The sequence below is a fragment of the Methylosinus sp. PW1 genome, from assembly GCF_000745215.1.
Lineage (GTDB): Bacteria > Pseudomonadota > Alphaproteobacteria > Rhizobiales > Beijerinckiaceae > Methylosinus.
In genome coordinates this window covers 1,011,298-1,034,912 of record NZ_JQNK01000009.1, presented here as the reverse complement: position 1 = coordinate 1,034,912, position 23,615 = coordinate 1,011,298, and the positions used below count along the sequence as shown (strand labels likewise).

The following is a 23,615-nucleotide window of genomic DNA, read 5'->3' as shown; positions in this document are numbered from 1 at the left end:
CCTCAAAACAGACTCAGTTGGACGGGGTTGGTCGGCTTGACGGGCTTCGCCGCCTTCCTTCCGCGCTTCGGTTTCGCCGGTTCGACGGATGCCGGTTCGACGATCGGAGGCGGCGCCGGCGGATCGGCGACCGCAGGCGGGGGAGGGGAATCCCGCGCCTTGAATTCGACGCCATGGGCGGACGCCGAGCGGGCGCAATAGGCGACGAGATCGAGGAGGTCGGGACGCTCGCGGCGCCAGATCTTCATCGCGCCATCGGCGGACGCCCATGCGGAGACGCCGGCGCGCAGGATCGAACCGTGGCTCTGGCGTCCGCTGGAGACGTCGTCCTTCGAGAATCCGAGCGCGGTCATACGTTCGAAATCCGCGAGGCAGGCCGCGAATTCGTCGGTCGTCGAATAGATTCGCGCCTCGTCGAATTGCACGCCCCACTCCTTGCCCGTGCAGATCGGAGCGCGGAATATCGTGTGCTTCTTGCCGCTCGGATTCACTCCGAGCAGCCATCGTCCTTCCGGCGGCGACAGCAGGATCTCGCGGACGCGGGACGGGACCGGGCATTCGTAGACATTCGGCTCGGCGAAGAAGTGGCTGTACGAATGCCAGCCGGCCTGCGTCCACGTTTTGACGTCCAGATTCCGCGCCTTGACGATGCCCTGAAACGTCTCGGACCGCGACAGGGCGGTGCACGACTGGCAGACGGCGACGGCGCCGTGGGCGGCCGCCAAGTTATGATTTGTGAACGTGGCCGCGATGGCGTCTTCCTTGCGCCATCCCTGGCCGCCGGTCGGACCGCCGCACAGCCAGCAGCGGTCTCCCTCGGCGTATCGCTCCCCGCGCTTGGGAATCGGGGGTTCGTAGACGGTATTTCCGGACGCGATCTTCCACGCGAATTGTGTGCTGCTATTGTTGAACACGTAAAAACTCCACTCACTCACTCGAAAACGTCGATTCACGCGGCCTTCTTCGTCTCCTGCTCGCGGATGAAATCGACCAGGACGGCGAGGCGCTTGCGATTGAGTTCCGTTCCGACGAACCGCCGTCCCGCGAGATAGGCGTGCTTGCCGACGAGTCCCTTGCCCATGCAGAGGTCGCCGATGGTGTCGAATTCGAAGCCCGAGCAGATGCGCTGGATCGCCTTGGCTTCGTCGATTCCGCCGATGTCGAATTCCGGGAATGTCGGCCGCCTGCTGGCTTGCAGGATCCAGCATCTGTTGGCCGGCTTGTTGTAGTAGAAGCTGTCGTGGACGCGGACCGAGCCGTAGAGCTTCTCCAGCCGCTCGATGAACGACGCCTTGTTCGACTTGAAGACCTCGATGAAGACGTCCCTCGGCCCGATCGTCTCGATCCGTCGGAACAGCGCCTCCTCGAAATCCTTGAACTCGTACATCAGGTCCATGTCGGCCTTCGTATGAAAAGACCTCAGGTTTCCGTTGCTGCACGGCGGGTCGATGAAGAGGCAGTCCGCCAGCATCATGAATTCCGGCAATTCCTTGGTCAGATCTGCGACCTGGACCTTGGAGTCGTTCGGCAGTTCGATGATGCCGGTCATGTCGTGGCGCAGATGGGCGCCGCCATAGTTCCACTCAACCATGGATGTTCTCCTCGCGAATGCCTTCGACGGCGTTCCAGCTCGGAGACCAGGCGGAATTCTTGAAGAGGTCCGCGATGCCCGTGAGCTGCTTGTAGCGGTGGATGGTGTCGAGATCGATGCCGAGGTGATCGGAGATCTCGTCCTCGGATTTGCCCTGCTCGATCAGGGCGCGGATCAGGTCGGCGTCGAGATCGACCTGATGCGTCCCCCGCGCCTTGTTGAATTGAACCGTCGCATACATGCGCTTCGAGACGTCGTGATCGAGGACGACGATCGGGACGAACTCCATGTCCAGCCATTTCGGGCCGGTGATCATGTATCGATGGAAGCCGTCAACGATGACGAAGCATTCGTCATCGTCGCTCCAGATCGTCACGACCGGAAAGCAGAATCCGTTGTCGAGAATGCTCATTTTCAAGAGCTTCATCTTCTCGTCTGGGACGCTGTTCGGGTTGTAGTTGTTGGCCTTGAGGAGGCTCCTGGCGACGAGCAGCGTGACGGTCGCCGGGACGGGAACCTGCCCGTGGCGGCTCTTGATCGTCGGAGTCTTCAGATTGCCGCGCATTGTCTTGAACTGCTCGGCGCTTTCGATAAGGATGTTCATCACAGGTTCTCCCGATAGTATTGGATGAGGGCGACGCGAGGATCTTCCTTGTTCGCGATCGGAAGATTGTTCTCGTAGTCGTTGAGGACGAGCTGGCGGCACTGCTGGCGGGCCACGTAGTCGTTGTCGAGATGCTTCGCGAAGCGCTTCACGAAGATCCCTTTCTTCTCCGCGTCCGGATACGTCGCGAGAAGGAAGTCCCGATATCCGCGCCATGAGTCGTAGTTCTTCGGCAGCTTGGAGACGCCGAACATGCGCGACGCCTTGCCGGTCTCGGACGCGAACGAGATGCCCTTGATCCGCTCGCAGAGCCGCTCGTAGGTCTTCGGCTCGAACTCAGGCAGGTCGCAGAGCGAGCGGAAGCTCTTCTCATGGATCAGCGACGAGACACGGCATTGATGGAACGGCGTGCCCTTGCGGAACTGCCAGTCGTAGACGCGGGAATATCGGAGATTCTCCTGATGGATGTATTTCCAGACGTCCCAGTATTGCCAATCGTAGAGCGGGTTGAAATTCACGTTCGCGCCGTTCTTCGTCGCCCAATGGACCATCTCGCCGCCGACATCGACTGGGTGCTGCACGACGGCCAGCCAGCGATTCGTGTGTTCCGTCGCGCGCATCCCGACGAGATAGGCGACGCCGGAATGGCAGCGTTCCCAATTCTCGATGACATCGTAGAATCCAAAGCCCTTCGACTTATTGCCGACGGTCTGCTTCTCGCGGTCCCAAGGGGCGGCGTGGATCGAATAGGCCTTCTTCGGGCGCATCCAGTCCTTGTGGCGGCCGGGCTCCCAGGCGACGAGCTGGCCTTCCGTCAGAGAGACGGCGTTGGTCAAACAGAACGGGATCTGGAGCCACAGCCGGTTGGTGTTCTCCGGGTAAAGCTCCATCAGATATTCGATCTGGCGGACCGTGCTTTCGTAGACGACCTCCTCATCGAGGAAGAACAGGCCGACCTTGCGATTGCGCTTCCTCGCCTCGATCAGCGCGAGATGGGCGAGGACGGTCGAATCCTTGCCGCCGGAGATCGAGACGTGGACCTCCCTGAAATTGTCGAAGACGAACTCAAGCCGCTTGCGCGCGGCCGTGAGAACGTCCACCGAACTGTCGTAGATCGCGGTAGCCATCTTGGATCCTTTTCGACCAGGCGTTGAAGCGCCGGAAATACCAGTCGTCGACCTTGAGATCGGCGAGCATCACGTCGAATTCCGTCTGCCCCGACAGCGCCGAGAAATCGGCGAAGTCCATGAAGACGTGCGGCAGCTCCAGCATTGCGTAGGGGCCGTCCGGATAGGCGTCCTGGCGGAACGTCGCCAACCGGTCGATCTTGAGCCGCGAGTTGCGCGCGACGATCGCCGTCTTTGGCGCCGCTGCTGCCTTGGCCTTCCCGCCGATGAGGTAGAGATTGCGCGGGATCGTGTGCGGATCGCCCATGCCGAGGTTTGCGAACATCTTCTCGCGCTCGGCTGCGTATTTGGCCTTGGTCTTCGCGTCCGTCTCGACAGGGACGCCGGCGAAGAAGGGCGTCCTATCGACGATCTCGATCTCCACCTCGGAAAGGAGATCCGTGCCGTAAGGGAACGCCTTTCGGAGGCTACTGGTGGCCAGGTCGAAGAGGATCATGAAGTCGCTCATGTCCTCGATCAGCGGCAGCCACTGGAAGACGAGGACGCGCCGGGTCTGCGACAGGAAATGCCGCATGCAATTGTAGGTGAGGCAATTGCGGTTGCGATCGCGCAGGCTCTCGTTGACGACGACGAGCGTGTTGGCGTCGATCTCCTTGAGCAAGGGGTAGAACGTCCGATACATGATCGTCTCAGGCCAATCGACGCTCTTGAAGCGCGGCGCGTCCACCTCGAAGGCGAACTTGGCCGGCGAGAGCATGACGACGTGATCGACGCCGTTCTCTCGGCAGTAGGCCTCGATGCGGGCCTTCTTTTCGGGGATCGTGAGACCGAGGTGGATCATGGCGGCGTCCGTTTCAGCGATTTCCAAGCAGTTCCTGCTCGTCGATCTCGATGGATTCGACATCGACGTCGATGCACGACGACAGTTCTGTCGCATAGGATTCCGCAGCGGCGAGGTCGTCGACGAAGACCTTCGAGTGCGTCTCTCCTTCGATCGTGCGGAAGTTGACGGTGTATGAGTATGAATGAGTGCACATCGTTCCGGCTCCTTCGTCCGTCGGCGGCATCGATATCTTATATAAGATTGACATTGGAAGCGTCAATAACCTATATAAGAAAAAATGACGGGGTGAGGGGAATGGGTCGAAAGAAGTTGTTCTCGGAGGACATACTTGGACGTTTCCCGGAAGGGACCGTCGACCGGATATCCGCCGTGCTTGCCGAGGACGAGGAGAGAACGGCTTTCATACGAAAAGCCGTCGAGTCCGAACTGCAACGCCGCGAAGCAATCATCGCCGCCGCCCGGAAGCCGGAGCCCGTGAAGGCTCCGATGTCGAAGAAGGCCGTGATCCGAAAGGCGCCCGCCAAAAAGGCGCCGCCGAAGAAGTCCACGGCAAAGAAAGTGCGAGCGCCGACCAAGGATCGCTGAATAGATTCACGCATCGGCCTTGCCCTCGATGGATTCGTCGGTGGCTTCCGCTTCGTCCGCTTCGCTGGCGGGCTCGCGCGACTCGAAGTCGTGAAGAAATGCCATGGACGTATCGACCAGATCGCGGAGATCTTCGCCGTATCCGGAGAGGTCTACGTTGCGATATTGTTCGATGATGTAGGCGTAGAAGACCGGCATGAAGCGCTCGCGGTATTCCTTCACCTGCGAGCGGATCCAGTTCGGGTGCTGCTCCGTCGAGCAGAAGACCCTATAAGCGCCGCCGGTGATTTCGTCCTTCGAATCGCCTTCGAGTTCGAGATAGACCTTCATGTCGCGGCGTTCGGCATCGCAGTAGAGGCGCATCTTGTCGCCCTTGAACCATGCCTTGGTCGGAAAGCCGAAATATTCGGCGCGTGCCTGAATGGATTTGATAGTGGTCATGATCACCTCCGAACCGAATTCGCGTGCGAGGCATTCCACGGCAATAGGCACGGGATTCTGCGGACCTTGCGGACTTTCGCCTCGCAGGCGAACACTTCTCCATTCCCCTGCGTCACGACCGAGAAGGGGATGGATTTCGCGGCTGAAAGGCTGGCCCAGCAGTCGCATTGATCGCGAGAAATGAAGAGGCAGAACGGATTCGCCGATCCGTCGTCGAACATGATTTCGATGCTCGGATCCTTGCGCGGATCGAACCGGCTCGCGAATGAAATGACGACCTCATTCGCGGATCCGATGTCCGGAAGATGCGATTCCTGCACGCGCGGCAGCAGCAATCGAGCCGCTCCGGCGTTTACGCTGATGTAGACAAACCCCATCAGCGCGTGTTCACTCGCCCAGTAGCTCGTATCGACGAGCTTTTGGCCCATGTTCGAAAACACAAACATCATTCATACTCCTTTTATTTACAGGGATTTGATCGCTTCGACGATCTTCGCCTTGAGTCCTTGCGCCCGGTAGACATCGACCTGGCGCTTGAACTCCCTCAGCGTGTCGCGCTTGCCGCCGATCGCGGATCCGATCTTCTCGTCGATGCTGTCGGAACAGCGCAGCGTGACGTAGCGGACCTTCCGAGTCTGTCCGAAGCGCATCGTTCGCTTCTCGGCCTGCTCGCGTTCGCTGAATTTGAATCCATCGGCGTAAAAGATGACGAAGGCCGCCTCGATCCACGTTTGCGCGTGGCTTCCGGATTGCTGCGTGGCGACGAGGAAGCGACGCTTCCCGTCCTTCCATTCCGCGAGCTCGGATTCGCGGGTGTTCGCCGTCGGACCGGTGAAGGTGGCGACGCATCCGGCGCCGTAGCGGTTTTCCAGCGCCGCTTTGATGTCGGCGGCCGCCGGGAGGTATTTGCTCCAGACGACGATGCGCTCGTCCTCGGGGATTTCGGAGATGACGGCGAGCATGTTCTCGACGCGATCGTGCTCGACGCGCACCATTTCCTGCTTGGAAATCCCGTGGTATCCGCAGATGACGGCCTGGAGGGCGGAGAACAGCCTGAAGATCCAGATGGAATTCATCGGATTCATCATGTTCTCTTCCTCCTCGCGGAGGATCTGTTCCTTCACTTGCTCATAGAGACGGCGCTGCGCCTTGGTCATGGCGAACCAGCGGGTCTCGTGGATCGCGCCGGGCAGATCGAGGCATTCTTCGGCTCGGATCTGATACGTATAAGGAGCGATCCTGGCGGCGAGATACTCGACATTGTGAGCCCGCACGACATGATCGGTGCGGACCAGATTGCGCCGGCCCGGCATGCGGACCATCCGATATTCGAGGTGATTTGCGCCGAAGGCGCCAAACGACTGGTAGCCGAGGATCTTCGGAGAGAGGAAACGCATCTGGGCGTAGAGATCGACGGCGCCCTGCGTCAGCGGCGTGCCGGTCATCACGCAGCGATAACGGGCGCGCTCGGAAAGGCCCGTGATGCGCTTCGTCCTGCGGGAGAAGGCGCCCTTGATATACGTGCTCTCGTCGACGGCGACGTAGCTCTGCTCGGTGATGAGCTTGTCGACGGCGCGAAAGATGCGGTTCGACGACTGCATCGACTCGATGCCGACGATGTAGACGCAGCGGTCGAGTGGAATGGTCTCCACGTTCGTCTTCGGACCGAACACGTAGATCATGTCGGCGGGAATGTCGGTGTGCTTGAGGATCTCACGGCGGGTGTTCTCCATCGCGCTGACGGGGCAGAACCAGACGAGATAGTTGAATTTCAGTTGCCGAAGGCGGGCGAGCTCCAGCAGGATGCGGCTCTTCCCCGTTCCGAGATCGGCGAAGAGGGCGCCGATGCGCGTCGGAATCAGCTTCGCGACGGCATCGATCTGGTGCGCCATGAGCGCGGTGGTCGATGTCCAGGTCATCAGTGCGCCCGCGACTCGATGAGGGTCCACGCGACGCAGCGCTCGAGATCGCCGGCCTGGGCTTGAATTTTGAAGGGCATTCTCAACGCGTCCCACGTCATCGCGACGGCGAGCCACGGCGCGGTGCGCGGCTGCTTCGGCGTTCCGGCGAACAGGATCAGGTCTTCGCTGTTGGCCTCGGCCCACATCCTGTCGGACGCAGCGGCGTCGAGGCACATCCAGGATCTGATGGCATGATTGCCACGCCAGAGGATGTCGAAGACATATCCGGCGCCGTCGGAACGGATCATTTCGATCGCCCAATCGACGCCCAGAGCGCCGCCCGACGCGATGGAGTCGCTGATGAATTGGATGATCTTGTCGTCCACCTCGGAGCGCGGCGACATGCGCGTGTGGCCCGTCGTGATGGTGAGATGCTCGATAAACTGCATTGATTGGACTCCTTTACTCGTTACGCGAAACTCGAAATTGTCGTTGGCCGCAGCGGACTCACGCCGCCGCGTCGTCCAGCAGGTCGGGGTCGATAGTCACGTCCGTCGGAACGGCCAGCGGCAGCGGCACATCGGGCATGGATGCGGCAACGGCGATTTCCGGAATGGCCGGCGCCACCGTGATGCGATGGCCGTCGGCGGCGCGCGCGGCGTCGATCAGTTGGCGGGCGCCAGGGGTGAATCCGAACCCGTATTGCTCGGCGAAGTCGACGATCTCTTCGTAAGAGGAGACGGGGACCTTGAAGAATCCGCTGGAGACGTATTCCGCGCCGCGCAGTCGCCGCGCCTGCTCGTAGTGGTTCTCGTCGTAGGGATAGACGACGCCGAACTTCGTGGAGCCCTTCTTGCCGATGTAGGCGTGGATCCATTTGCGGATTTCGGGCTTCCAGGAATTGGCGACGACGCGCCTGCGAGCCTCCTCGTCCCAAGTCAGCGCCGGCATCCCGGCGTCGACGAGCTTCGCAGCCGTCTCGGCGATCCTGTCGATCGGGTCGTCGGAAAGGGCACCGAGCTTCCGCGACCAGCGGCGCGCGTCCTTGTCCCACGCGAAACCGAGCGGCTTCAGGACATCGCCCAGCCCCTCGATGTAGGCTTCCGACTTGACGCGAAGCTCCTTCCCGTCGAGCGTGATCTCGGTGAGGATCGTCGTGTCCGGATCCTCGGGAGACAGCGTCGCCTCGGCCTTGGCCTCGAGCTCGCGGCGAGCGGTGGCGGCGATCCTGACGATCTCCTCCTCGGGGACCGGCTCGGCGGCCTTCATTACGGCGTCGAGGACGGTGGAGAATCCGCCGCGGTTGTCGATCCAGAACTTCGCCTGATCGGCCTTCTTTACCGCGTCGATGATCGCGCCGCGCCCCTCCGGCGTGTCGCCGCCGGCGCCGGTGACGGCGGAAACCGCATATCTGTCCGGCGCCATCCGGAATACCCTGTCGGCGTAGATTCCGCGCTCTTCGGCTTCGACCTGCGCCGCGAAGCCGGTAACGAGTTCGAGTGCCCAAGCCCTGCGGAGATCGGACGCCCAAGCGATCTGCTTTTCGGTGCCCCGCAGCTTCGGGAGGGCTCCCAGGACGCGTCTCTGCTCCTGGTCACGGATGTCGTTGCTGCGCGCCAACTCCATGCGACGACGGAGGACCTCGGCGAACTGGTCGGCCCACAACAACTCGCGCTGCTCGTCGAATTCCTTCCGTTCGAGCAGTCGCGGCGCGCCGAAGGTCGACAGCCAGAAGTCGGCGGCCTTCGAGGAACCGATGGCGATTCGCTGGAGCGCATAGAGCGCGTCCGCCTCGAGGCGGTATCCCACGCTCCCGGAACGTCCTGAATTGGATCGGGAATCCTCAGACCACGGGATTCGTTGCGTCTTCTCGTAGCCGGTGGCCTTCAGGATCGTGCCGGGGCCGATGGCGCCGCCGGAGACGATCTGACACCGGAGCATCAGATTCTCGTCGAGGACGGCGCGTCCGATTGCGAGGGTGGAGGGAGTGTCGTCGATGCTCATTTGTCGCCTCTAACAGCCAGGGCGTCGCCTCGGCTTTCTGAGACAGAATGTAAGGCATTCGATAAGCGAATGCAATAGCGATCCTCGAAAAAATATTTGCTATTGAAATTAGCCTGCTCCCGTGCCACCTTTCATAACTGGAAAGCCATATGTTCGAAGGGGATGGAGTCGTGGACGACGGAAAGAAGGACGAAAAGAAGAAGGAGGCCATCAGGGGGATCGGCGAGGCCTTCTTCGGCCAGCGATGGGCGCCAGCGATGGGCGAGGCGATCGGCTATTCCGCGCAGTATCTGAATGGCGTCATGGCCGGGAAATATCCGGTCTCTGACGATCTCGTGCGGAAGTTGATGGCGTGGGTGAAGAAGTCTGGGTTGCCGATGATGAAGGAGCGCTACAAGGCGCTCTACGCGCATCAGGTGACGCTCGCGGTGCTCGACGCGGAAAAGAAGATCGACGAGGATCTCGAAATGGACATCGATATGGAACCGCGCATGTAGCCGTGCGCGGAGTCATGGAATCGGTGTGCCGATCCTTGCGGCGGAATATTCCGACCCGCGCCATCTTCATCCTTCTCGGGATCGTCGGGATCCTCGGCGCCGCCGACGCCCGCCAGTCCCGCAGCGGGCGCGCTCGGGAGGCCTTTCGCCGCGCCAACCCGTGTCCGTCCACCGGGCTGACCACCGGCCCGTGTCCTGACTACGTCATCGACCACGACGAGCCGCTGTGCGCCGGCGGCGAGGACGCGCCGGGAAACATGCGGTGGCAGGAGGAGGCCGAGGCGGCGGAGAAGGACGGGCTGGAGCGGGCCGTCTGTAGGGCGATGAGGGCGGAGTAGGGATGCTAAAGCAGTGTTCCCTGCGTCCCCTCGGTTTCCGCCTTCGCCTTCTTCAACGACTCCGTGAATCCGAAGGGAACCTGGGGGCGCCGGTCGTCGATTATGTCGGCGGCGGTGAGGATCTGGATGCGGGGGAATTTCCGTCCGCCGGTCTCGTAGAAGCCGGCGGCGGCCGCCTCCTTCTGCATTTCCCGTGTCGGCGGCTTGAGCGTGAGAAAGATCCCGAGCGCCGCTTTCTCGCGTTCCATAGTGCCCTTGAGATCGCGGATGTCGCCGGATTTGATGCCGCCGCCCTTCACGCTGATGATCGCGAACTGGGGCTGGCGATCGGCGTCGCGGAAATGCAGATAGCCGTCGATGCCGCGATCCATGCCTTTCTTGCCGCCCTTGTAGGGCTGGCCGCCGATGGTGGCGACGATCCATTTCTGGAATTCGTGCTTGTCGCGCTCGGCGAGATCCCTGGCGCCGTCGGCGTCGGTCGGAACGCCGAACACGTCGTATTTGAGGCCGGGGAACGCCTCCTTCATCCGTCTTTCGATCAGCGCGACGGCGAGATGGGTGACGTCGATGCCGATCCATTCCCTTCCGAGCTTCTGGGCGGCGTGTATCGTCGTCCCGCACCCGCAGAAGGGATCGAGAATGACGTCGCCTGGATTGGACGATGCTGAAATGATGCGCTCGAGCAGTGCGACGGGTTTCTGAGTCGGATAGCCGAGCCGTTCCGAAGCCTGAGCCTGAACGGGAACGATGTCGGTCCACACGTCGTCGATCGGGTTCCCCTCCTGCTCGTCGAGGTATCTCTTCAACGATGGAACCTGACCCGGCTTGTTTTGCACGACAATCCCGTCGTCGTAGGCCTGCTGCATTCTGTCTTTCGTCCAACGCCAAACGCGGGTTACGCCGAGGAATTCGTAGGTCAGATTCGGTCTGTTCTTGTTCGGGTTGGTCAGGTCGGCCAGCCGGTAGACGCGTCCGTCGGCATCCTTGAACTTGTAGAATTGCCGAACATATTCTGGATCATGCGCGGTGTATTGGGCGTTCCACGTCCACTTGTCCGAGCGAGTGTATCGCAGGATCACATCGTGGTTGCGCGCGAACCTCGTGAACGCCAGTCCCTTGGCATTCTGCCTTTTCCATATGATCTCGTTCCCGAAGTTTGTCGGATCGAAGATCGCATCCAAGATCGATTTCAGGTAGTGGCTCGCCGTCGGATCGCAGTGGAGGTAGAGCGACCCCATCGGCTTCAGGACGCGGTGCAGTTCGATCAGGCGCACGGCCATCATGGCGAGGTAGGCCATCATGTCGTTCTCGCCGAGCGCGGAACGCATCGCCCGGATCATCGTTGCCGCCTCCGAATGATTGCTCCGCATCACTTCTTCGAAGGCTAATTCGGCGGATTCGTTCCAATGCCATGTATCATCGAACGCCTCGATCTGCGCCTGCGACCTTTCGCCCGACGGCGTCGAGAAAAGGACGTTATAGCCGGCGTTCGAATTGAACGGAGGGTCGAGGTAGACGAGATCGACGGACTCGTCCTTGATCGACTCGCGCAGGACGCCGAGGTTGTCGCCATAATAGAGCCTGTTGGTCATTTTTTATCTGCGTCGAACAGGGAGCCCTGAGCCTTCGGATCGGAAGGCACGAATTTGATGAGGTCGACGATCTTGTATGACTGCTTTCCCGTTCTTCCCATGGCGTCCTTCGGCGTCGCAATCTCCAACATGACATGATAGGCGTCGTTGACCATGGAGCCGCCGCGTTCAATGGCGCTCTGCGCGATCCCCGTCTCCGTGATGTCGGCATAGATCGTATCTGCCCCGAACCGGAAGCGCCACTTTTCGGCCTTCGCATCGAAAACAGGACCGTAGACGCTGAGCCACGCCGGTATTGTTTGGACGTCGGGAGGGTTGTCGGCAGCCTCGTTCAATCCCGACAGACAGGAGGCGAGAATGGCCTGCGTCTGATCGGGCGTGATCCCGTCGATCAATTGACCTCCATCCCGAAACTCCACGCGATCGAATCCATCCTGTCCGATCGGTGTAAAGGCGTCCCTCGTCGCCTTCAGCGCCCTCGGATTGACCGATAGATTGTATACGGCGTTGTGGACGGTGATCGGGTTGTTGTTGTCGCCCTCGATATGCACCTTGACCAGCCCTGAACGCGTCTGGTCGAGAACCTCGGTCTTGGCGACCTTCCGCCCTTTTTTAAGCGTCAGGTAGGTGATGTAGGAGACGCCGGCGGTGGCGGCGACGGCCCCCGTCTCGGGCTTTAGAATTCCGATCATTTCAAGGATTTTCTTGGCAGTCGCTATCGGGTCGTCACCAAGAAGAGTCTTGATCTGCTCCAAATATCCAAGAACAACCTCGAAATTGATATTGAAGCACTTATGCTCGAAGTCGGATACGACAAGAACCTTGGCCGTCGCATTTTTCCCGTTTATCTCGGAGTTGCTTTCACGAATCAGCTTTCCGAATGCCAAGAGAGCGGGAGCGAGCGCCTCGACATCTATCGAGTGGTCGTCCGAGCGGTCAATTCCGCTGTAAGCGATTGAAAACGTCTGCCGGCTCATTTTCTCGACGGTCTCTAAATCCGACATCATAAACCCCGTGAAACACGGAGCTTGTAGCACATCATAAGGCGGTTGATTAGAGCATCGTCCGAGCATGGCGATTCAATAAAGCGGGACGGATTCCCATATCTCGAGCGGAGCGCTGATCGGCATTGAGCGGCGCGAGCGGCTGGGAGGGGATCGTGGCGCTGTCGATGGATCTTCGCGAGAAGGTGATGAAGGCGATCCGGTGCGGGATGTCGCGACGACAGGCGGCCGCACGGTTCGATATCGGTCCGGCGACCGCCGTGCGCTGGGCCAAGCGCGTCGAGATCACCGGCGAGGTGGCGCCGGGCAAGATGGGCGGCGACCGCCGCTCGCAGCGCATAGAGGCGCACGCCGATTTCATCCTCGCGCAGATAAAGGACAAGCCCGACACGACGGTCATGGAGCTGCGCGACAAGATCCGGGAGAGCCATGGCCTCGCCGTAGGCTATGGGACGGTGTGGCGGTTCCTCGCGCGCCATGGGATCACGCGGAAGAAGAAGACAGGCCATGCCGCGGAGCAGGACAGGGAGGACGTCGCCGAGGCCCGCGAGGAATGGTTCGAGGGCGAGCTCGATCTCGACCCGGAAAAGCTCGTTTTCCTCGACGAGACGAGCGTCTCGACGAACATGGCGCGGCGCTTCGGCCGGGCGCCGCGCGGGGAGCGTTGCCGGGCGTCGGTCCCATTTGGACACCGGGAGACGACGACGCTGATCGCGGCGCTGCGCGTCGATCGCATCGACGCGCCGATGATGATCGACGGCGCGCTCGATGGACGCTCGTTCCTGGCCTATGTCGAGCAGGTTCTGGCGCCGACGCTCTGCGCAGAAGAGATCGTGGTGCTGGACAATGTGTGCACCCATAAGGTCGTGGGCGTGCGGGAGGCGATCGAAGCGAAAGGCGCGAAGGTCCTTTATCTTCCGCCGTATTCGCCGGACTTCAATCCGATCGAAAAATCCTTCTCGAAGATCAAGTCGGTTCTCCAGCGCATCGCGGCGCGCACTGTCGATGCGCTCGACGCGGCGGTCGCCCTGGCCCTGCGAAGCGTCACGCCGAGCGAATGCGCGAATTACTTCGCGGCGTCCGGCTATGATGCAGCTTGATCGGATTCCGCTCTAGTGCCGGGCTTGCGCCGTGATCGGCATCACGCCGCCACGGCCCACGACAAATCCCGCAGCAGCGCGTCGGCCTTCCCGTGCAGGTCGTCCACCGTCCCGTCGTTGACGATCTCCAGATCGTGCGGGAACGCCTGCTCCTCGGACGCGTGGTCGTCGTTTGCAGCGAGACCGGGGCGCACGACGTTGACGATCCACGCCGATCCCGTCGCCTTCATCGCCTCGACTTCCTCGATATATCGGCAGTCGTCAACGAGGATGCGGCGGCCGGCGCCCTCGTTCGTCGTCAGCTCAAGGTGGTCGAACCAGGCCGCCGACCAGAACCGCTTGTCGATCAGATCGCGGCTTCCCTCGGTTCCCCACTTCTGCATGACCCAGCGCGGCGTCTTGTCGAAGAGTTCCCACACCGGAACCTCCTTGAGGTCGCCTTCGATCATGCGCTCGATGCGATCCTCGGCGACGCCCCGATACCGCAGGTAGACGCGCAGCATTTCCTTGCCCGGCGCGAACATCTTCTGCCGAACGAACCCGTGGCGCGCGACCAGATAGTCGGCGACGGTGGACTTGCCGCTGTTCTTCTTGCCTTTGAAACCGATGACGATCACGCGGTTGCTCCTTCACGCCGCCCAATACGGCGCCACGTTGCGCCAGAGCCAGTCGTCGTACGCATCATGGTCATGCAGGCCGCCGCCGATGAAGGCTTCTGGAATGCTCTTTGCCGCATCACGGATCATTCTGTTCGACCAGGAGATGAAGCCGAACATCCGCCCGCACGGCATCCTTTCCTTGTCGAACGCGCGTTGCTCGGCGTCGGATCTTCCCTGCGAAACGCAGTAGGCGAGCCAGCGCGGATTCAGTTCGACAGTCACGCCGCGTCCCTCTTCGTATAAGGCTGCGGAATTCCATTCGGCGGCCTGCCATCGACATCCGCCGTGAACTGGACGCCCCGAAGAAATCCATGATAGCCGTTGACCAAAATCGACGGCGACACCGTGATGTCCGGAAGCTCTCCGACGACCACCCACCCGTTGCCGTTGCTGCTCTTGCGATCGATCTCCCATTGCTCGCCATTTGGACAGACGACGCAGATCGGCGCCCGCTTGTCCGCCCAATCCTTCCAATAGTAATCGGACAGGAACTCGCTTCCCCTTGGAAGGCATCCCGATCCGTCTGGATGCCAATACCAGGGCTGATACCATGCCATTCCCGGCGTCAGAATGCGCGGATCGTTGCGCCAGAAGCCGTTCTTCACGGCGTCGTCGTTGATCTCCTCGAACTCTTCCGGCGTCAGAACGCGGGTGATTTTGATGGTCATGTCCTGCTCCATTTGGCCGAGAAATCGTCGATGACCGCAGCGACGTCGGAGGCTGCCGGCTCGTCCACCTCGTCCACGAATCCGCCATCCATCATCGCTGCCCGGTCGCATTGCTGCTGGCGCTTGATCGCCTCTTCGCGGGTCTCGGCGCAGTCCTCGCAGCACAGGGACCGCTTGTCGCCGATGTAGCGGGATCCGCAGACATCGCAGGCGCACAGATAATTGCCCGGCGCATAGCCGTGGAATGGATAGGTGCGCCCCGGCGTCGGATCACGCTCTTTCCAGTGGATCGTCATGCCTCGATCTCCGGAAACAGCTTCGCGTAGTGGCTGTCGTTCTCGTCCACGCTTGCGCCGTTGTTCGGTTCGTCGACCCATTCGACGGCGCGGACGAACTCGAAGACGCCGTGCGGGTCGGTGTCTCCGTCGTCGATGATGCACTCCACCGGGATGAAGTTCGTCGGGCACTGGTGGGATTCGTAGCGAAAGCGCCAGTCGTCCTCCGTCATCGGCGACTTGTCTGGCCTGCGGATCTCGTTGCCGGCGATCACGAAATAAAGCGGCTTGTCGCGTGGAGGCAGCATCAGCAGGACGGCGTGCTTGACGGATTGCTCGTAATTGAGCTTCAGGTCGATGTCGGTCTCCGACTTGACCGTGCCCGAGAACGATTGCCCGCAGTGCTTGCAATACCAAGGGCCGAATGCACGGGGAAGTCTCTCGTCGAACAGGTGCGACACAAGATGCTCGCCTTTGCCGCAGTTCGGACATGAGACGTAGGTTTTGGTCGAGAGATGCGCCTTCATTTCCCCGCTCCCGTATTCAAGACGACGCCGATCAGTCTTCAGGATTCCCTGCGATTCACGCCTGTTCCCGTTTTCGGAAGAGGCGGGCGCGAGCCTGGAGGAGTGGAATATCCGCCGACCTCCTGCGGGGTGATCGACGTTCCGCTCTTTTCGATGATGGCGGAAATGATGCGGTCGATCTCCGAGTTGATCTCCGCGTTCTGCTCCGCCGTCAGGTAGTCCTTCCAGATGTGCATTTCAGTCCTTCCTGTCCCGGTCCAGCGCGTTGGCGAGATTGGTCAGGCCACTGTCGATGCTCTCGCCGAGTTCCTTCAGGCCGTTGCCGACCAGCCAGCCCAACGCGGCGAGCCCGAGTGCGATGATGACGGCGATGTCTTCGGTCATCGTTCGAACCTCACTCCACCACGAACACGTCGTCGGGATTCAGGAGGCCGGTGATCTCGTTCACTGTCTCTCTCGACGCCCATTCCTCGATCCAGCCGATCCGGCGCTTGACGACGACATCTCCGGACCGAGTCTGAATGGCCTGCTTCAGGAAACCGAGATTTAAGACGGAAGATTTCACATATTCCGCGTAGCGATCGTACGTGAAAAACGCCGACCCGTTGGCGAGGATTGCATAGCCGCTCGACTTGCCGACCTTTCCACCGGGAACGGATGGGCTTCCAGACTCCAGGAGGAATGCGGATCCATCCACCGCCGGCTCGAGCAATTCCAGCAGAGTGTCGATGCCCGTCCATGGAGCTTCGCCGACGACCAGCGTGCCCGGCGTCGCCTTCATCAGGAAGGCGATCTGGTCGGCTGTCGCGCGTTCGTAGCGCAGCGTGGATCCCGCCTCGAACTGGGAGCCGCCGTTTTCCCGCGCCCATGTCTTCGCGTCGTCGCATCCATGGAACGACGGCGGAAAACAGATCGGTGCGATGAGATGCGGATGTTTCGATTCCGACTTGAACGGCCTGCCGACTTGATCGCGTTCGACGACGATGTAGGAGACCTCGTCGCCTTCGTTGTCGGGGATCACCGACGGATAGGCGCCGACCTCCATCGGAATCCAGGTATTCGCGTCGATCCACGGAATGTGCTTGCCTTCGGTGGACATATTGGATTCCTTCTTCAGATGCGACTGCGCGCTCGCCACATGTTCCTCTTCGCTCTTCCGACTATTCGCAGGATAGCCCTGAGCTTTGATCATGCGACCGGGATTGCGAAACGCCTTCCGGCTACGCTCCGCCGCATCCGAATAGAGCTTCTTGATCTCTTCGAATTCCTCTCTCATCTCGCCCCCACCTTCCTCTTGCCGTCCTCCGTCCGCAGCATGTGCGCCATCATCAAACACGACCCCGCCGTCGTGGCCGCGACATAGACGGCTCCCGCGACGGCGATCTGCCACCACGACCCGGCCTCGACGGCCTTCCAGATGGTTCCCCACAGCAGGATCTGCATGACGAACCAGACGCCGTTCGACGCCACCGACCACTTCGCGTGATGAAGGACGTCGCCGCTGTTGCGCGAACGCGATACCGCCGTGAACGCCATGTTCTGCACGAAGGCGACGGCGGCGAGACCGAGCATGGTGGCGATGAAATTCAATCCTCGACCCTCCAATCCGAGAACGTCAGCCGTCCAAAGGGATTCTCGACTTCAACGGCCCACTCGGGAATCTCCGGTGGATCGCCTGTCATGCCGCCGTCCCAGAATTTCGAGATCGCTTCGCAGATCGCCGCGAACTCTCTGCCGCGACCGACCGGGATGACATAGGTGCGGTCGTCCCCGTCGCCGGCGAGACGATATCTGACGATTTCGGTCGGCTCCGGAGACATGGGCGCCTTCAAACGCCCGATCCGTTCGGCGATAGCCCGCGCCAGCTCCATGATGCCGCCGGAGAAGGACGGCGCCGAAACGATTTCGTTGCAGCCGTAGCGAAGCATGGCGTTAACGCCGTCCACTTCGCCGGCGCGGAAATCGGTGCGGAAGCCGATGACGTGCTTCCCGAGCCCGATCGCGAAGCCGACTTCGACGCAGGTTCCCGAGTCGGCGTCGGGCCCGTCCAGGTTCGCCAGCACCAGATCGCACTCACGGACATGCTCGAAACAGTCGGCGGCGACGGCCTCGAGATCGGGAAGCAGGGCGTCCGAGGCCTCCTGCGGCAGCACGAATTCGACCTCCGGCAGGAGACGCGCCAGGGCGTCCCGCAGATCGGAATTGAAGATCCGCTCGGCGGCGGTGAACAACGGCCCGGCCATGTAGACGCGAAGTATTGAAGTCTTGGCGCTCATTTCGATTCCCCGAATTCGTCGATGATCCGATCCGGAAACGTCTCGACGATCCGCGCCATTTCGACGTCCAGCCAGCCGCTATAGTGCGGATCGACGAACAGCACCGGCTTGCCGGCTCGCTCGAATTCCTCGATCTCGATGCCGACGCCCTTCGACGTTTCCCACGTCTTCAGCATCACGACGACCAGCGACGCCGCGGCGTCCATCAGCGGACGATCCAGCGGGATCCAGATGTCGTGCGAGAACGGATCGATGCCGGCTCCGAATGCGACGCCATGGCTGTGGACGACAGGCGAGAACACCGGGACGCCGTTCCGCAGAAAGAAGCCGGCGACGCGCTTCATTTCCCAGTCGGCGGCGTGAAGCCCGTTCGGATGCTTCGAATACGGCGACGCAAGATAATGATAGCCTCCGTCCTTCGGCAGGACTTTGACGATCTGATCCATCGTCAGTGGATTTTCTCGGGTGCCTATCAACGACAGGGGCATGTCATCTGCTCGCGTAGAACGCCAGGGCGCTCAGGGAGAAAACTACAAGAATCGCCAGGGTGTCTCGACGGGGATCCGTTCGCACGACAAACAGCAGCGGACCGAGAATGATCAGCAACGGAATGAACAACAGCAGTTGCAGCGGATTCCGTTTGAAACCGTCGAACGCCTCACGAACATCATCGACCGCGTCAGGCGATGACGCCAAATACATGACGTCCACCGGCACGAAAGCCGCCATCGCGAATATGAGTGTGGTGAGCGTAAAGCCGACGGTGAGATAGAACTGGATCACGGCGTGCAACATGGATCACCCCTCCTGCGAAACCGGTCCGACGCCGACCAGAATCGGCGGATGGACGTTCCCGAGAATTTCGACATGCACCGAGGCGCCGGCATTCAGCGCCGCGAGTTCGTCCTGCGTCGGCAGCCACGCGGTCGTCATCGTCGGCGTGGCCGGTCCGTTGACGGTGCAGTTGATCGAGCCGTCGCGGATCGGAAGGCCGAGATAGCCCTGCGATTTCCCGACGACGCGCGTCGCGCCTTCGATGCGCCCGATCTGCATCAGGTATTCCTCTTGGCCAAGCGCGGCTCGTGAAACCATGCGGAGTGAATAATTCCGGCATGGAACCACTCGACCTCGATCAAGAGGTGTCCGCGCCAGGTGAAACCGCTGACCACGGCCACGATGGATTTGTCTCCGTCGATGATGACCTTGTCGCCGAGTTCGAATTCGCTCGCGATCTGCATTCAGGAATTCCCCTCGAGGCTCTCGATCAGCGCCCTGGCAGCGTCGCGATGCGTGACGACGGGATCCTTCGGCTTCACACCGAACAGCGCCTTGATCGCCCGCCTGAAGAAGCCACCGCCGTCCTCGTGGATGTCCTGGCCCTTGGCGAGCTCGCCGTTGAAGGCGTGGATCTCGTCCCAGCCGATGCGATCCAGGGCGTTCTCGAGGGCGACCCTCTCGTTGTCGTCTCCCGCGATGAGCCCGCGCTTCACGAGGTCGTCGGTGATGACCTTCGCGTCGGCCAAGGTGCCGGCGAAATGACGGCTGACCCAGATGCGCCTGGCGACGATTTCCGTGTTGTTCGGCATGTTTTGTCACCCTCTTCAAAAAGGACGACGACGCGTGTCGCGCCGTCGATGACTCCGATACGATTACGCGGCCTTCGGGCCGGTGATGTGCTTCACGGTGCGGTAGACGGCGTCCTCGACGTGGCGGAAGGCCAGCGTCAGCGACGCGCTTCCCGTTCTCTCCGAGGCCGGATCCGTGCCGCCGGCTTCCGCGATGAGCGCGAAGAATTCCTCGCCCTTCAGCTTCACGCGATCGACGAGATCCTTCTCGCCGTCCGTCAGCGGACGATAGACGCTGCGGAACGCGCCGCCGGCGACGCTCCCTGTCGTCGATGCCTGCGGAGAGGCGTCGGTTGCGCGGCGGTCGTCGGTCGATTTGTATGCTTCGGACATTTTCGGATTCCTTGTCTGCGTCGACGTGCGCTTTTCAATTCGCGACGAATCAACGGGTGAATCCTCGCCGTGAAAATGCAAAGCGATTTTTTAGGCGTCCGCGATGTCCGAGAAGACGTCGTCTCCGGCCATCTTCGCGGCGACGACAAGATCGGCGAGAGAGCATCCGTCGGCGGCGTATCCGCATTCGAAGGATACCGTCTCGTCGTCCCCCGAGACGACGCCTGCGACGAGGCCGATGATCTCGCCGTTGCGCGCCCGCTTCAGGAGATCCTGAAGGAATATGACGACCTCGCCTGCGGTATCCTGCCGTCCGCCCCGCAGCGCGACGACCTTGCGTTCCTCCGTCATGCCGCTGCCCTCCGTTGTGTCCGCTTCCGCCCGCTCGCGAAGGCGCGACCGTCGTGGATGAAGCAGATCCCCGTCTGGCCGTTCGGATAGACCGCGACGAACGACTGAGACCACGACGACGGGCCGCGAGCGTATTTCGGCATCATCTGTTGAATCGTGCCGCCGCTGGCGACGCCCTGCCGCTTGAACGCCGTGTGCGTATGTCCATGCGCTACCTTCTCGGCCAACTTCATGAAGGACACCGAGGATCCCCGAGATCCGTTCGGGCCGTTGTCGCCGTGCCAGCCGCATTCGACGCCTGCGAGAGCGAACCCCTCGTCGGCGAGAATGAATTCGACGCCGTCCAGATCGACGCCGGCGCGGCGGATGGCCCATTCCCAGATGCTGAAGCGTTCCTTCGCCTTGATTGCTCGCAGCATCCGCAGGTTCGCCTCGAGATGAAGCTCGGCGTTCTGCGGGTCCGTCCGCCAATCCGTCTCGCGAAGCCATCTGGAGAATGCGAGATCGTGATTGGACTCGATGGCGTGGACGGCAAGGAAGTTCCTCCGCAACGACGACAGGAAATCCGCCGCCTGCCGAAAGCAATGCTCGACGCGCCGACCGTCCCTTTCGACCTCGAACGCATGCCAGGGATCGTTGCGGGTGTGGTGGTTGCGCGCATAGAAGTCGGTCGTGTCGTGCGAGAAGACGTGCGCCGGCTGGAGACGGTCGATGGCGACCTGCACGGCCTCCACCGCGTCGGTGTCGACGTGCTCCACATGGGTGTCGCCGAGCGACATGCCCGCGATCCGATTTCCGGTCGTGACGACGCCCCGATCGACGACGACATCGTAGACCTGTAGGCGGCCGTCGGCGGGATCGCAGTGGACATGCTGCGAATAGACGTATCCGTCCGCGTCGACCTCGATCAGCAGCGCGCCGATGACGTGGTGGAATGACGCCTTGTAGCCGGCCTTGAGCGGAACGTAGTTGTGGCATGTGACCACGCCGGTCGTCATCGCGACGACGGGAACCTTTTCGGGCGAGCGCGGAATGCTTTCGAGTTCCTGCTTGGGATGCGAGAACACGGTGGACTTCCCGCGCCCGTATGTCAGCAAGCCCGAAAGAGGACGTTCCGCCGTGGGAATGATGTTCACCTCGGCGCAGTGGACGATCGTTTCCGAGAGTTCGAGGCGATCCTTGGTCAGCCACTGTTCGAGGTTCGACGAATAGGGGCGGACGCGGACGTTCTTCTTCTTCACGCGCTCGTCCATGCCGCGTCCGCCGAAAATCGCGGAATACCAGTCGCGATTGTAGGTGAACTTGCCGACGCGGAATTCGGCGCCGAGGAATTGCGAGAGCGCCAGGAGATTCACCAGCGCCGGTCCGTGCGCGGGCGTCTCGTTCTGCGCCGCCGTCAGCAGCCACCGCTTCACGCCGTCGGGGCGGCGCGCGGCGATTGCGGGCGCGTCGTGGAGAAACGGGCCGCTCCATCCCGCCGGAAACACGACGCCGGGATCGTATTGCGCCGCCTTGTTCCTTCCTTCGCCGACGACATCCATGCCGCCGTAGTGAATCCAGCCCTCGCGGGTCTGCTCGCACCAGTCGAGTTCGGAATTCGACGGGAAGTCGATCTCCTCCTCGTCGGCTGCGGACGGAGGCTCGTTGTCCTGATCGGCGATGGCGGAAATCGTGCAATTGTCGTAGCCGACGACTCGCGGCGCCGACGGCGGATCGGCAGGAGCGACCGGATCCACGGTCGGCGGCAGCGGCAAATCGTCGTCGTCGGCTTCGGGCGGCGGTGGAAAATCGGGCTCGGGTTCCGCCGGCGCGACGGGTTTTGGCGTCGGGATCGGTTCGTCGTCCTCGCCGATCATGGAATCCAGCAGCGCGCCGTAGTCGTCATCGAGCGTCGCCTTCTTGATCCATTCCTGGACGGTGCTGCGAGGGACGCCGGTGCGCTTCGCGATGGCGTGCTTCGAGACGCCTTCGACATGCAGCTTGAGAACGAGACTGCGCTGTTTTTCAGTTCTCATGCCCGATCCATTGTTCGATGAAGCCGAAACGCCTTCAGGAAGTCGGCTTCCTGCCCAGGCTGGACGACCGGCAGTGGAAGGCCCGTGCAGGCGTGGCCGTCGATCACAGGCACGAAGACGACGCCGCGCCTGTCGATGACGGCGAGATAGGAATCCCCGTCGCCGCCGATCTGCCCGGTCCTTCGAAAGGTCGTCCGCAGATCCAGCGCGGCATTCCCCTCGATGTGCAGCGCCTTCCGCCCCAGCACCTTCTGGCGTTCGATGGCGACGGGAACCGGGAAGCATTGGATCTCGTCGGCGTGCGCGAATTCCGCGTAGTTGCAGGCGACGATCATGGCGAGGATGGCGGCGAGCATCAGTCTCGGATGGCCGAGGAGATAGAGCAGGACGACGATGCCGAGAAAGGCGATGAACACGGGCCAGTAAGCGTCCTGCATGATCGCCTCCCTCTATTTCCTTGGCCTCACAGTGATCACCGACTTCCGCCGGGGATCGAGCACGTAGAGGAATCCGTCGGGCGCCTTGACGCCGGTCGCCCCCAGGGACGTCCCCGTTGCGACCGTCTCGGCGATCTCCTTTCGGAAAGCCTCGACATCGACGCCTTTCACGCGCTCCAGCCATCTGACGAGCGCGTGATCGGTGACGATGGTCGTCGCCTTCGGCATGGCGTCATGCGACCTTTTCGAGGCGGGAGAACGTGATCTTGCCGCCGAAACCATCGCGGGAGACGATTTCGAGGACGGTCGAATGGTCCCTCCCGATATCGAACACGCGCGAGATCGCGTAGCCGCCGTCGAACCGCTCGGACAGCCACTGCGAGAACTCCTCCGACCCGACGTCGGGAGGAATCCGCGATTTCGCGTCGGCGAGCTCGTCCTCCAGTTCGGCGACGCGGCTTCTCAGTGCGACGAGTTCATTGGACGGCGCCGAAGTTTTGAAGGCCGCCACCGGTTCCAGAGCCGGCTCTTCGGCGGCCACGAAGGAGAGCGGTTCCACCGAGGCGTCGGAAGTCGTGGACGCGTCGGCGACGACCGGTGCATCCGTGGAATCCGTCGCCGGTGCGGGAGCCGTAGCGACGGGAGCCGGCGCGTCCTCCGTGGAAGCCACGGGCGCGGGAACTGGGACGTCGACCGTCAGCTTCAATGCCGGCTGTGCGGGCGCAGCATCGTCCACAGGCGTCTTCGCCGACACGAATTGCAGCGGCGCCAGATCGGCGAGTTCCTGAAGGGGAGATGTGGTCGTGTTGTCTGTCATGATG

Annotated in this window: 38 protein-coding genes; 5 read left to right on the top strand and 33 right to left on the bottom strand. The window is 61.7% G+C overall.

Translation table 11 applies throughout. The features are described from left to right. Positions 1-2: 2 nt before the first annotated feature. From K369_RS14480 to K369_RS27195, 6 genes are all read right to left on the bottom strand, one after another. Positions 3-725, bottom strand: a complete 723-nt coding sequence (locus K369_RS14480; RefSeq protein ID WP_156967932.1) for a hypothetical protein — start codon at positions 723-725, stop codon at positions 3-5. Positions 726-949: 224 nt separating this feature from the next. Continuing rightward, entirely contained in the window at positions 950-1,591 is a 642-nt protein-coding gene (locus K369_RS14475) for a hypothetical protein (RefSeq protein WP_036292147.1), read from the bottom strand. Then, complete coding sequence (locus K369_RS14470) at positions 1,584-2,195, bottom strand: ParB N-terminal domain-containing protein (RefSeq protein ID WP_051949311.1); 612 nt, start codon at positions 2,193-2,195, stop codon at positions 1,584-1,586. The genes K369_RS14475 and K369_RS14470 overlap by 8 nt, the downstream gene beginning before the upstream one ends. After that, complete coding sequence (locus tag K369_RS14465; protein WP_198033130.1) at positions 2,195-3,322, bottom strand: phosphoadenosine phosphosulfate reductase family protein; 1,128 nt, start codon at positions 3,320-3,322, stop codon at positions 2,195-2,197. Before K369_RS14465 ends, K369_RS14470 begins: the two co-directional genes overlap by 1 nt. Further along, positions 3,261-4,163, bottom strand: coding sequence for a hypothetical protein (locus tag K369_RS14460; RefSeq protein WP_156967931.1), 903 nt, complete (start codon positions 4,161-4,163; stop codon positions 3,261-3,263). Before K369_RS14460 ends, K369_RS14465 begins: the two co-directional genes overlap by 62 nt. Before the next feature lie 13 nt (positions 4,164-4,176). Next, positions 4,177-4,359 carry a hypothetical protein gene (locus K369_RS27195; RefSeq protein WP_036292143.1) on the bottom strand — a complete coding sequence of 61 codons (183 nt, stop codon included), beginning with the start codon at positions 4,357-4,359 and terminating at the stop codon, positions 4,177-4,179. Between the two features lie 116 nt (positions 4,360-4,475). Here K369_RS27195 and K369_RS27190 point away from each other — a divergent pair, with 116 nt between their 5' ends. Beyond that, complete coding sequence (locus K369_RS27190; RefSeq protein WP_198033129.1) at positions 4,476-4,751, top strand: hypothetical protein; 276 nt, start codon at positions 4,476-4,478, stop codon at positions 4,749-4,751. A gap of 6 nt (positions 4,752-4,757) precedes the next feature. Here the strand turns inward: K369_RS27190 and K369_RS14445 are convergent, their stop codons facing one another. From K369_RS14445 to K369_RS14435, 3 genes are read right to left on the bottom strand one after another with little or no spacing between them, the layout of a single operon-like run. After that, complete coding sequence (locus K369_RS14445; RefSeq protein WP_036292139.1) at positions 4,758-5,192, bottom strand: hypothetical protein; 435 nt, start codon at positions 5,190-5,192, stop codon at positions 4,758-4,760. Between the two features lie 2 nt (positions 5,193-5,194). Next, positions 5,195-5,638, bottom strand: a complete 444-nt coding sequence (locus K369_RS24795) for a hypothetical protein (RefSeq protein ID WP_210165053.1) — start codon at positions 5,636-5,638, stop codon at positions 5,195-5,197. Positions 5,639-5,656: 18 nt separating this feature from the next. Then, a complete protein-coding gene (locus K369_RS14435; RefSeq protein ID WP_198033128.1) occupies positions 5,657-7,327 on the bottom strand; it encodes a DEAD/DEAH box helicase in 1,671 nt (556 codons plus the stop codon). A 17-nt stretch (positions 7,328-7,344) separates the two neighbouring features. On the opposite strand from K369_RS14435, the gene K369_RS27185 reads away from it, so the two are divergent. Then, the gene (locus K369_RS27185) at positions 7,345-7,545 is read left to right on the top strand and encodes a hypothetical protein (protein ID WP_198033127.1); all 201 of its coding nucleotides are present in this window, start codon (positions 7,345-7,347) and stop codon (positions 7,543-7,545) included. A 55-nt stretch (positions 7,546-7,600) separates the two neighbouring features. Here the strand turns inward: K369_RS27185 and K369_RS14425 are convergent, their stop codons facing one another. Further along, a complete protein-coding gene (locus tag K369_RS14425; protein WP_036292132.1) occupies positions 7,601-9,097 on the bottom strand; it encodes a hypothetical protein in 1,497 nt (498 codons plus the stop codon). Positions 9,098-9,267: 170 nt separating this feature from the next. Here K369_RS14425 and K369_RS14420 point away from each other — a divergent pair, with 170 nt between their 5' ends. After that, entirely contained in the window at positions 9,268-9,594 is a 327-nt protein-coding gene (locus K369_RS14420; protein ID WP_036292130.1) for a hypothetical protein, read from the top strand. Between the two features lie 23 nt (positions 9,595-9,617). Further along, positions 9,618-9,932, top strand: a complete 315-nt coding sequence (locus K369_RS14415) for an HNH endonuclease (protein ID WP_198033126.1) — start codon at positions 9,618-9,620, stop codon at positions 9,930-9,932. A gap of 5 nt (positions 9,933-9,937) precedes the next feature. Here the strand turns inward: K369_RS14415 and K369_RS27990 are convergent, their stop codons facing one another. Both K369_RS27990 and K369_RS14405 read right to left on the bottom strand, forming a co-directional pair. Continuing rightward, entirely contained in the window at positions 9,938-11,524 is a 1,587-nt protein-coding gene (locus K369_RS27990) for a site-specific DNA-methyltransferase (protein WP_036292127.1), read from the bottom strand. Beyond that, complete coding sequence (locus K369_RS14405; protein WP_156967926.1) at positions 11,521-12,501, bottom strand: hypothetical protein; 981 nt, start codon at positions 12,499-12,501, stop codon at positions 11,521-11,523. Before K369_RS14405 ends, K369_RS27990 begins: the two co-directional genes overlap by 4 nt. Positions 12,502-12,695: 194 nt before the next feature. Here K369_RS14405 and K369_RS14400 point away from each other — a divergent pair, with 194 nt between their 5' ends. Continuing rightward, on the top strand, positions 12,696-13,628 hold the full coding sequence (locus K369_RS14400; protein ID WP_036295290.1) for an IS630 family transposase: 933 nt from the start codon (positions 12,696-12,698) through the stop codon (positions 13,626-13,628). A 41-nt stretch (positions 13,629-13,669) separates the two neighbouring features. On the opposite strand, the gene K369_RS14395 is transcribed toward K369_RS14400, so the two are convergent. From K369_RS14395 to K369_RS14300, 21 genes are all read right to left on the bottom strand, one after another. Further along, entirely contained in the window at positions 13,670-14,245 is a 576-nt protein-coding gene (locus K369_RS14395) for a hypothetical protein (protein ID WP_051949308.1), read from the bottom strand. Positions 14,246-14,257: 12 nt separating this feature from the next. After that, the gene (locus K369_RS14390; protein ID WP_036292123.1) at positions 14,258-14,509 is read right to left on the bottom strand and encodes a hypothetical protein; all 252 of its coding nucleotides are present in this window, start codon (positions 14,507-14,509) and stop codon (positions 14,258-14,260) included. Then, complete coding sequence (locus K369_RS14385) at positions 14,506-14,955, bottom strand: hypothetical protein (RefSeq protein WP_156967925.1); 450 nt, start codon at positions 14,953-14,955, stop codon at positions 14,506-14,508. The genes K369_RS14390 and K369_RS14385 overlap by 4 nt, the downstream gene beginning before the upstream one ends. Continuing rightward, a complete protein-coding gene (locus K369_RS14380) occupies positions 14,952-15,251 on the bottom strand; it encodes a hypothetical protein (RefSeq protein WP_036292119.1) in 300 nt (99 codons plus the stop codon). The genes K369_RS14385 and K369_RS14380 overlap by 4 nt, the downstream gene beginning before the upstream one ends. Further along, positions 15,248-15,757 carry a hypothetical protein gene (locus K369_RS14375; RefSeq protein ID WP_036292117.1) on the bottom strand — a complete coding sequence of 170 codons (510 nt, stop codon included), beginning with the start codon at positions 15,755-15,757 and terminating at the stop codon, positions 15,248-15,250. Before K369_RS14375 ends, K369_RS14380 begins: the two co-directional genes overlap by 4 nt. Before the next feature lie 38 nt (positions 15,758-15,795). Continuing rightward, positions 15,796-15,993, bottom strand: a complete 198-nt coding sequence (locus K369_RS14370; protein WP_036292115.1) for a hypothetical protein — start codon at positions 15,991-15,993, stop codon at positions 15,796-15,798. Between the two features lies 1 nt (position 15,994). Beyond that, positions 15,995-16,141 (bottom strand): hypothetical protein, encoded by a 147-nt coding sequence (locus tag K369_RS26550; RefSeq protein ID WP_156967924.1) that lies wholly within the window; start codon positions 16,139-16,141, stop codon positions 15,995-15,997. 10 nt (positions 16,142-16,151) lie between these two features. Next, the gene (locus K369_RS14365; protein WP_156967923.1) at positions 16,152-17,093 is read right to left on the bottom strand and encodes a hypothetical protein; all 942 of its coding nucleotides are present in this window, start codon (positions 17,091-17,093) and stop codon (positions 16,152-16,154) included. After that, positions 17,030-17,347, bottom strand: a complete 318-nt coding sequence (locus K369_RS14360; RefSeq protein WP_036292111.1) for a hypothetical protein — start codon at positions 17,345-17,347, stop codon at positions 17,030-17,032. The genes K369_RS14365 and K369_RS14360 overlap by 64 nt, the downstream gene beginning before the upstream one ends. Next, positions 17,344-18,000 (bottom strand): nucleoside 2-deoxyribosyltransferase, encoded by a 657-nt coding sequence (locus K369_RS24790; protein WP_256381005.1) that lies wholly within the window; start codon positions 17,998-18,000, stop codon positions 17,344-17,346. Before K369_RS24790 ends, K369_RS14360 begins: the two co-directional genes overlap by 4 nt. A 29-nt stretch (positions 18,001-18,029) precedes the next feature. Continuing rightward, positions 18,030-18,521, bottom strand: a complete 492-nt coding sequence (locus K369_RS14350; RefSeq protein WP_084570680.1) for a DUF1937 family protein — start codon at positions 18,519-18,521, stop codon at positions 18,030-18,032. Between the two features lies 1 nt (position 18,522). Further along, positions 18,523-18,828, bottom strand: coding sequence for a hypothetical protein (locus K369_RS14345; protein WP_036292107.1), 306 nt, complete (start codon positions 18,826-18,828; stop codon positions 18,523-18,525). 3 nt (positions 18,829-18,831) lie between these two features. Next, positions 18,832-19,086, bottom strand: a complete 255-nt coding sequence (locus K369_RS14340) for a hypothetical protein (RefSeq protein ID WP_036292105.1) — start codon at positions 19,084-19,086, stop codon at positions 18,832-18,834. After that, positions 19,086-19,271 (bottom strand): hypothetical protein, encoded by a 186-nt coding sequence (locus K369_RS14335; protein WP_036292103.1) that lies wholly within the window; start codon positions 19,269-19,271, stop codon positions 19,086-19,088. Before K369_RS14335 ends, K369_RS14340 begins: the two co-directional genes overlap by 1 nt. Then, positions 19,272-19,619, bottom strand: coding sequence for a hypothetical protein (locus K369_RS24785; RefSeq protein WP_051949306.1), 348 nt, complete (start codon positions 19,617-19,619; stop codon positions 19,272-19,274). A gap of 63 nt (positions 19,620-19,682) precedes the next feature. Next, a complete protein-coding gene (locus tag K369_RS14325; RefSeq protein ID WP_036292101.1) occupies positions 19,683-19,991 on the bottom strand; it encodes a hypothetical protein in 309 nt (102 codons plus the stop codon). A gap of 90 nt (positions 19,992-20,081) precedes the next feature. Further along, a complete protein-coding gene (locus tag K369_RS14320) occupies positions 20,082-20,342 on the bottom strand; it encodes a hypothetical protein (protein WP_036292100.1) in 261 nt (86 codons plus the stop codon). After that, positions 20,339-22,357: a helix-turn-helix domain-containing protein gene (locus K369_RS14315; RefSeq protein WP_036292098.1), complete on the bottom strand. Its 2,019-nt coding sequence runs from the start codon at positions 22,355-22,357 to the stop codon at positions 20,339-20,341. The genes K369_RS14320 and K369_RS14315 overlap by 4 nt, the downstream gene beginning before the upstream one ends. Beyond that, complete coding sequence (locus K369_RS27180; protein WP_036292096.1) at positions 22,354-22,794, bottom strand: hypothetical protein; 441 nt, start codon at positions 22,792-22,794, stop codon at positions 22,354-22,356. The genes K369_RS14315 and K369_RS27180 overlap by 4 nt, the downstream gene beginning before the upstream one ends. Positions 22,795-22,806: 12 nt before the next feature. Beyond that, positions 22,807-23,022, bottom strand: coding sequence for a hypothetical protein (locus K369_RS27175; RefSeq protein ID WP_051949305.1), 216 nt, complete (start codon positions 23,020-23,022; stop codon positions 22,807-22,809). Between the two features lie 4 nt (positions 23,023-23,026). Then, positions 23,027-23,611: a hypothetical protein gene (locus tag K369_RS14300; protein WP_036292094.1), complete on the bottom strand. Its 585-nt coding sequence runs from the start codon at positions 23,609-23,611 to the stop codon at positions 23,027-23,029. Between the last annotated feature and the right edge of the window lie 4 nt (positions 23,612-23,615).

Coding starts and splice junctions, on each gene's coding strand:
- K369_RS14475 (WP_036292147.1), bottom strand. CDS start 1,591: ATGGTTGAGTGGAACTATGGCGGCGCCCATCTGCGCCACGACATGACC.
- K369_RS14470 (WP_051949311.1), bottom strand. CDS start 2,195: ATGAACATCCTTATCGAAAGCGCCGAGCAGTTCAAGACAATGCGCGGC.
- K369_RS14465 (WP_198033130.1), bottom strand. CDS start 3,322: ATGGCTACCGCGATCTACGACAGTTCGGTGGACGTTCTCACGGCCGCG.
- K369_RS14460 (WP_156967931.1), bottom strand. CDS start 4,163: ATGATCCACCTCGGTCTCACGATCCCCGAAAAGAAGGCCCGCATCGAG.
- K369_RS27195 (WP_036292143.1), bottom strand. CDS start 4,359: ATGTGCACTCATTCATACTCATACACCGTCAACTTCCGCACGATCGAA.
- K369_RS14445 (WP_036292139.1), bottom strand. CDS start 5,192: ATGACCACTATCAAATCCATTCAGGCACGCGCCGAATATTTCGGCTTT.
- K369_RS24795 (WP_210165053.1), bottom strand. CDS start 5,638: ATGTTTGTGTTTTCGAACATGGGCCAAAAGCTCGTCGATACGAGCTAC.
- K369_RS27185 (WP_198033127.1), top strand. CDS start 7,345: ATGATTGCCACGCCAGAGGATGTCGAAGACATATCCGGCGCCGTCGGA.
- K369_RS14425 (WP_036292132.1), bottom strand. CDS start 9,097: ATGAGCATCGACGACACTCCCTCCACCCTCGCAATCGGACGCGCCGTC.
- K369_RS27990 (WP_036292127.1), bottom strand. CDS start 11,524: ATGACCAACAGGCTCTATTATGGCGACAACCTCGGCGTCCTGCGCGAG.
- K369_RS14405 (WP_156967926.1), bottom strand. CDS start 12,501: ATGAGCCGGCAGACGTTTTCAATCGCTTACAGCGGAATTGACCGCTCG.
- K369_RS14400 (WP_036295290.1), top strand. CDS start 12,696: ATGGATCTTCGCGAGAAGGTGATGAAGGCGATCCGGTGCGGGATGTCG.
- K369_RS14385 (WP_156967925.1), bottom strand. CDS start 14,955: ATGACCATCAAAATCACCCGCGTTCTGACGCCGGAAGAGTTCGAGGAG.
- K369_RS14380 (WP_036292119.1), bottom strand. CDS start 15,251: ATGACGATCCACTGGAAAGAGCGTGATCCGACGCCGGGGCGCACCTAT.
- K369_RS14375 (WP_036292117.1), bottom strand. CDS start 15,757: ATGAAGGCGCATCTCTCGACCAAAACCTACGTCTCATGTCCGAACTGC.
- K369_RS14370 (WP_036292115.1), bottom strand. CDS start 15,993: ATGCACATCTGGAAGGACTACCTGACGGCGGAGCAGAACGCGGAGATC.
- K369_RS26550 (WP_156967924.1), bottom strand. CDS start 16,141: ATGACCGAAGACATCGCCGTCATCATCGCACTCGGGCTCGCCGCGTTG.
- K369_RS24790 (WP_256381005.1), bottom strand. CDS start 18,000: ATGGCCGGGCCGTTGTTCACCGCCGCCGAGCGGATCTTCAATTCCGAT.
- K369_RS14350 (WP_084570680.1), bottom strand. CDS start 18,521: ATGCCCCTGTCGTTGATAGGCACCCGAGAAAATCCACTGACGATGGAT.
- K369_RS14345 (WP_036292107.1), bottom strand. CDS start 18,828: ATGTTGCACGCCGTGATCCAGTTCTATCTCACCGTCGGCTTTACGCTC.
- K369_RS14340 (WP_036292105.1), bottom strand. CDS start 19,086: ATGCAGATCGGGCGCATCGAAGGCGCGACGCGCGTCGTCGGGAAATCG.
- K369_RS14335 (WP_036292103.1), bottom strand. CDS start 19,271: ATGCAGATCGCGAGCGAATTCGAACTCGGCGACAAGGTCATCATCGAC.
- K369_RS24785 (WP_051949306.1), bottom strand. CDS start 19,619: ATGCCGAACAACACGGAAATCGTCGCCAGGCGCATCTGGGTCAGCCGT.
- K369_RS14325 (WP_036292101.1), bottom strand. CDS start 19,991: ATGTCCGAAGCATACAAATCGACCGACGACCGCCGCGCAACCGACGCC.
- K369_RS14320 (WP_036292100.1), bottom strand. CDS start 20,342: ATGACGGAGGAACGCAAGGTCGTCGCGCTGCGGGGCGGACGGCAGGAT.
- K369_RS14315 (WP_036292098.1), bottom strand. CDS start 22,357: ATGAGAACTGAAAAACAGCGCAGTCTCGTTCTCAAGCTGCATGTCGAA.
- K369_RS27180 (WP_036292096.1), bottom strand. CDS start 22,794: ATGCAGGACGCTTACTGGCCCGTGTTCATCGCCTTTCTCGGCATCGTC.
- K369_RS27175 (WP_051949305.1), bottom strand. CDS start 23,022: ATGCCGAAGGCGACGACCATCGTCACCGATCACGCGCTCGTCAGATGG.
- K369_RS14300 (WP_036292094.1), bottom strand. CDS start 23,611: ATGACAGACAACACGACCACATCTCCCCTTCAGGAACTCGCCGATCTG.